At 66.1% G+C, this 5572-nt stretch carries 4 protein-coding genes and 1 pseudogene; 2 read left to right on the top strand and 3 right to left on the bottom strand.

Features of this window, described 5'->3' with window-relative positions; all coding sequences use genetic code 11:
* A pseudogene (locus BGO22_RS20215) lies at positions 1–355 on the bottom strand (helix-turn-helix transcriptional regulator); the annotation flags it as partial.
* A 422-nt stretch (positions 356–777) separates the two neighbouring features.
* Between BGO22_RS20215 and BGO22_RS20210 the strand changes: the two are divergent.
* A complete protein-coding gene (locus BGO22_RS20210; protein ID WP_070400785.1) occupies positions 778–1023 on the top strand; it encodes a hypothetical protein in 246 nt (81 codons plus the stop codon).
* A 405-nt stretch (positions 1024–1428) separates the two neighbouring features.
* Here BGO22_RS20210 and BGO22_RS20205 read toward each other — a convergent pair whose 3' ends face one another.
* Together BGO22_RS20205 and BGO22_RS20200 are read right to left on the bottom strand one after the other, a co-directional pair.
* On the bottom strand, positions 1429–2481 hold the full coding sequence (locus BGO22_RS20205) for a serine protease family protein (RefSeq protein ID WP_204744073.1): 1053 nt from the start codon (positions 2479–2481) through the stop codon (positions 1429–1431).
* A gap of 232 nt (positions 2482–2713) precedes the next feature.
* Positions 2714–3766, bottom strand: a complete 1053-nt coding sequence (locus tag BGO22_RS20200) for a DMT family transporter (RefSeq protein WP_204744074.1) — start codon at positions 3764–3766, stop codon at positions 2714–2716.
* A gap of 250 nt (positions 3767–4016) precedes the next feature.
* Between BGO22_RS20200 and BGO22_RS20195 the strand changes: the two genes are divergently transcribed.
* A complete protein-coding gene (locus tag BGO22_RS20195) occupies positions 4017–5561 on the top strand; it encodes a methyl-accepting chemotaxis protein (RefSeq protein ID WP_286852289.1) in 1545 nt (514 codons plus the stop codon).
* Positions 5562–5572 lie beyond the last annotated feature (11 nt).

Below are 5572 nucleotides of genomic sequence, written 5' to 3'. Positions count from 1 at the left end.
CTGTCGCTCTCTCCTGCCTCGCCACTTGCATGTGGCGTCTTACCGCGCTGCAGGTAAGTCGTGCCTTCTGAGTCAACGCAGAGATGTCTTTTCCGTCGAAATCAGGGTGGGAAAGGCTGCGGCAGAGGTTCACGGCTACGCGGCAGCCATCGCGGAACACCGCCAGCAGGGAGAGTCGTTCTCGAATTCCCGTCTCTGCGTAGCAGACGGCGCGGTACTCCTCGTTGGAGACGTGTTCGGCCAACTGGTGGCTGCACCACAACTGCAATGCGCTCGTTGGCTTCTGTCTGCCAAGCCACAGCATGTTGGAATCCTGCAGGTCGAATCCCATGCGCAGGTAGTCGACCGCGGTCATCGATGCGGCTTACATAAGGGAGTGTTCAGCACCGCATGGGTGAACTCAATCAGCGGTGCGGGCGCTTTCGGCGCAAGTGCTGCGCTCGATATCGTTTAGGTTGAAAGCACTTTTCTCCGTTGGATTTCTTGTCTCTCCCTGGTCGTTGATACGCTCTGTAGCGCACGTAGAGATTCTCTAGACCAATGGCCGATTCGATGTCCTACGGAATCAGGACGGGCCAACCCGAAAAACCTCACCGCGTCAGTAGCGAGTCGACGGTCCAGTAACTGGTCGCCGTGGCCCATGCCGCATTCGCACTCACCGTCTTGTCGCTCTCAATCTGCGGTGGGGCTGGGGGTGCTTCCACGTCAAACCAGCCGTAGAGTGGTCGGCACTGGTGCTTCAGCCTTGGGAGCGTTGTCAGCGGAGAGGCCAAGATCATGGCGACTTTGGTGGAGATTGCAAACGCACTGGTCTATGCGGGACGGACCAAGCTGAGCAGCGTCACTCTAGAAACGCGGGCGCGATGCATCGGCGTTTCGATGTTTGTAGAAGCAGACTCCTCGAAACTCGTCGTGCCTGTCTGGGACGGTCTTTTGAGGCCGAAGGGGTTGCCCGAGGACGTCCACGCCAAGCCGTTGGCCCTCGTTGTGCGCGCCATCTACTCCGACGAATTGCGCGCGTAGTTGGTGGCGTTGGGAATTGAGTGCAAGTCAAGTGTCCTGAAGAATGGACCAAGTTCTTGAGGGAGGATTCTCAGATGAGGCAGAGGCGTCATCCGCAAGGCCAACATTCCGCTCGAAAACTGAGGGTGTGGTCCCCCGAAGGCGGCAGAAGATCGGTCTACTGATCTATGTTGCTTAGACGAAGAAACGCACCAGGATGCGCAGTTCTCGACTCTATTTGCTGCAACGCAGCGGTAGGCCACGCGGACTGCGGCGGCAGTTTTCGACATTGGGCGGAGTACGATGTCCTTCGACCTTGGCGAAGACCGCATGCGCCCTAGCGGGCAGTTTGCGACATTATTTGATCAGAATAGCCTGGTGCGATCCGGCGGTGGCCCTTGGCGAATCCGCCGAGCGGATGGGGCGCTATTTCGATGCCACGGCGGGCAGTTCGTACGTGGGTTGAGGTGCGTTTCCCTGCTTCAAGGCCGCCGCCAAGGCACGGATCGAGGCCAACTCGGCATCCGACACCACGATGTCGCCCACCTGCATCTTCTGCGCTTGAGCGCGAGCGAACATCTCGATGCCCGGTGAGGGGTCTTCGCCCAGTGCGTGCAGCTCCCGCGTGGCGAATTCGGCGGCCGTCGGGTAGACACCGTCCAGGCCGAAGTAGAGGATCGACTTCGAGACGTACCGTCCGGACAGCCAACTGCCTCCCGGGATGATCGCCAGCGCCACATGCCCCGCCAAGCCAGGCACCGCCGCGATTCGCGCCTTGGTTCTGCGCGACTCGGCTTCAGGCGACGACGTGATGTACAGGCCATAGGCCGCCAGCCAGCGCAGATCGGCCGCCGTTTGGGCCTGCTTGAGCAGGTTCGTCGGGAGCTTGATGCCCGGCGACAGGTCGAACCCCAGCTGGTGCGGGTAGGGGTCGAAATAGGTGCTGTACACACCCGCTTCGCAAACCGGCTGTCCAAGCAGTTCCACCGACTGGCCATCGTCGAGCTTCACCTTGAAGGGCTGGTCTGGCTGGAGGTCATGGCGGGCTTTTCGAAGGGCCACCATGGCCGAGTAGGGTTCGTCGGGCTCAATGTCCCGGCCGTTGATGGCCACCACGACGTCGCCGACCTTGAGCTTCGGCTCAGCCGTCGGGTCCACCCACACGACACGGGCCTTGTGGTCCACGCCGAGCTGGGCATAGGCCGCGCGCAGCTCGTCGCTCAGCTGCTTGGGGTCGACGTGGCCCGTCGTCATCAGAATGAAGGGCTCGTGCGGTTGAACCGTGCTGCAGTAGCGCTGCGTTGCCATGCGCTGGGCCTGTTCGTAGACGGCGCGCAGCAGCCCGATTTCGTTGTGCAGTTGAACCCGCGCCTGTTCTTGGGCGCCGGTGGAGATCGGCATGTCTTTGGCGATGCGCTGTGAGGCGCAGCCCGTCAGTGCGAGAAGCGAAGTCGCCAAAATGAGTGTGCGCAGTGTCATTTCAGGTGGTTCGGCGCTGTCGCATGGCGGCGTCGACAGCCGGTTGTCCCGCGGTGGCGAAAGCCCGCCGTGTCGCGGGCCGTGAATCCTTGAATTTGGACCAACTATCGGCGAAGGGGCCGAAAGCTTGAGGCCTTGCCGAGCGCCCCCGGTTCAAGGCGGCGGGTCTGGCCTCACCGCGTCGCGCCCGCCCCTGCTTCCCGCCGGGGTGTTCGACGCTCGGTGGCGTCTGTCAATGCTTGTGGCCATGGTGCAGGTCGGGCACGTGGGGGTGCGTATGCACCAGTGCCGCATGGGCATGGCGATGGCTGTGGGCACCCTGTGGCATGGGCTCATGGCGGTGGTCGTGATGGCCGTCGTCGTGCGTGTGGGCGTGTTCGTGTTCGATGGGCTCGTGCGCGTGTTCGTGCTCGTGCGACTCGAGCAGATGGAGCACGACGCCCGCGAGCATGAGGGTGCCGCCCAGCACCAGCAGCAGCGATCCACCGCGTTCCCCGAGACCCCATGCACCCAGCGCGCCAATGAAGGGCGCAAAGGCGAACACGGATCCGGTGCGCGCGGCGCCAAAGCTGCGCTGGGCCAGCAGGTAGAAGCGAAGGCTCAGGCCATAGCCGCTGGCGCCGATGCCCACCAGCCCGCAGGCCACCCAACCGCCGGGCAGGGGTTCGCCGAATGCCCAGGCCAGCGTGAACGTGGCCACCGCGCCCAGACAGGATTTGCTCAGCACGACTTGCCCGGGGTCGCGGTCGGCGAGCCCTCGCGACAAGCTGTTGTCCAAGCCCCAGGCGGCCGTGGCCACCATCACCGCGACCAGGCCGAACAGTTGCGCGCGGCCCTGAACGCCTTGTTCGAGGGCGAGAACCATGCCGCCGGCCAGCAGCGACGCCATGGCCAGGACGACTCGCTTGTCGATGGTCTCTCCGTACAGGCGCCATGCCAGAAAGGCGGTGAAGAAGGCTTCGAGGGACAACGTCAACGAGGCCGAGGTGCCGCTGGTGCGCTGCAGGCCCCAGGCCAGGGCAACCGGTCCGATGACGGCGCCCGACAGCGCCATGCCCAACAAACGGCCGGCGTCGCCGAGCCTCAGGGGCGCTTCACGCTCCCGGGGGTGTCGGATGAACAGCGACACCAGGCTGGCGCCGCCGTAGAGAAGGCCGGCCGTGGTGAATGGACCGAGGCCCTGGCCCCAGCGCTGCACGAAGGGCGTGCTCAAGCCAAAGAGGGTGGCCGCCAGCAGCGCCAGCAGGCCGCCTTTGAGCACGGCGGAAAGCGGTCCGTGTGTCATGTCATGGCGACCGGTGAAAGCCGCGGCAATGAGGTGGCCCGGAGGCGAGAGGGCGGTACGCGGATTCTGCTTCCTTCCGTCGGCGATGACCGGAACGCGCGAACCCGGCGCCCGCGCCGCGCCTGCCCGCGGTCCGCCAGTCGGTGGGCGGCTCAAGATCGGCAACACGCCGTCGATACGCGAAGCACGCCCCGTTGTGTCTGGTCGAGGGGCGAGACCTACCCTTCCGCATGACATCGGTACCCCCCGCATGAAACTCAATGACCTCAAGGTCGGCAGCCGCCTGGCCTTTGCCTTTGGACTGGTTCTGCTCATCACGGCCCTCATGTCCGGCATCGGTGTGTGGCGCCTGCAGGAGCTGGCCGACACCACGCAGCGGCTCGCCACCACCGACAACGAGAAGCTCCAGCTGGCCGTGCGCTGGCGCCAGACCATCGACCTGAACTGGGTCCGCACGCGCGCCGCTGTGCTGGACTCGGACACCAGCCGCATCAGCGATTGGCAGGCCCGCATGGACAAGACCTCCGAGATCACCCTGGCCTCGCGCAAGCGGCTGGTGGAACTGGTGCAGGAGGACGAAGGCAAGCGCCTGATCGCGGCCATCGACGCCGCGCGCGAGGCCTACCGCACGCCGCGCGCGAACCTGCTCAAGCAGCGCCTGATCGGCGAGGACGTGAGCGCCGCGCTGGAGCGCGACCTGCGCCCGCTGGCCGAGGCCTACCTGGGCTCCATCGCCAAGCTCGAGGAGTACCAGCAGTCCCTCTACGACCAGGCCCTGGCCCAGGCCCACGCCAACGCGGCCCAGGGCCGCTGGATCCTGATCGTCGGCGGCGTGTTCGCCGTGCTGCTGGGCGCGGCCGCCGCCTTCGTGCTGAGCCGCTCCATCACCGTGCCGCTGCGCCAGGCCGCCGACGGCGCGCGCCGCATCGCCGAGGGCGACCTCACCAGCCGCATCCACAGCGAAGGCCGCGACGAAGCGGCGCAACTGCTGCAGGCCCTCAAGGGCATGCAGGACAACCTGTCGCGCGTGGTCGCCAACGTGCGCGGCAACGCCGAAGGCGTGGCCTCGGCCAGCACGCAGATCGCGCAGGGCAACAGCGACCTCTCGGCCCGCACCGAGCAGCAGGCCTCGGCACTGGAAGAGACGGCCGCATCGATGGAGCAGCTCAGCTCCACCGTGCGCCTGAACGCCGACAACGCGCAGCAGGCCAACCAGCTGGCGCGCAGCGCCTCCACGGTGGCCGAGCAGGGGGGCGAGGTGGTGGCCCAGGTGGTCGACACCATGAAGGGCATCAACGACAGCTCGCGCCGCATCGCCGACATCATCAGCGTGATCGACGGCATCGCCTTCCAGACCAACATCCTGGCGCTCAACGCGGCGGTGGAGGCCGCGCGCGCCGGCGAGCAGGGCCGCGGCTTCGCGGTGGTGGCGGGCGAGGTGCGCAACCTGGCCCAGCGCAGCGCCGAAGCGGCCAAGGAGATCAAGGGCCTGATCACCGCCAGCGTGGAGCGTGTCGAACAGGGCTCGGCCCTGGTGGACCGCGCCGGCGCGACCATGACCGAGGTGGTGGCCAGCATCCGCCGCGTGACCGACATCGTGGGCGAGATCAGTGCCGCCAGCAGCGAGCAAAGTTCGGGCGTGGCCCAGGTGGGCGAGGCCGTGACGCAGATGGACCAGGCCACGCAGCAGAACGCGGCGCTGGTGGAGGAAAGCGCGGCCGCGGCCGCCAGCCTCAAAACCCAGGCCGCCCAGATGGTGGAGTCGGTGGCGGTGTTCCGGCTGAACCCGGGCTGAACCGCGGCGGG

Origin of the sequence: Hydrogenophaga sp. 70-12 (genome assembly GCF_001897365.1) — a bacterium.
GTDB lineage: Bacteria > Pseudomonadota > Gammaproteobacteria > Burkholderiales > Burkholderiaceae_C > Hydrogenophaga > Hydrogenophaga borbori.
This window is presented reverse-complemented; position numbering and strand designations above follow the sequence as displayed.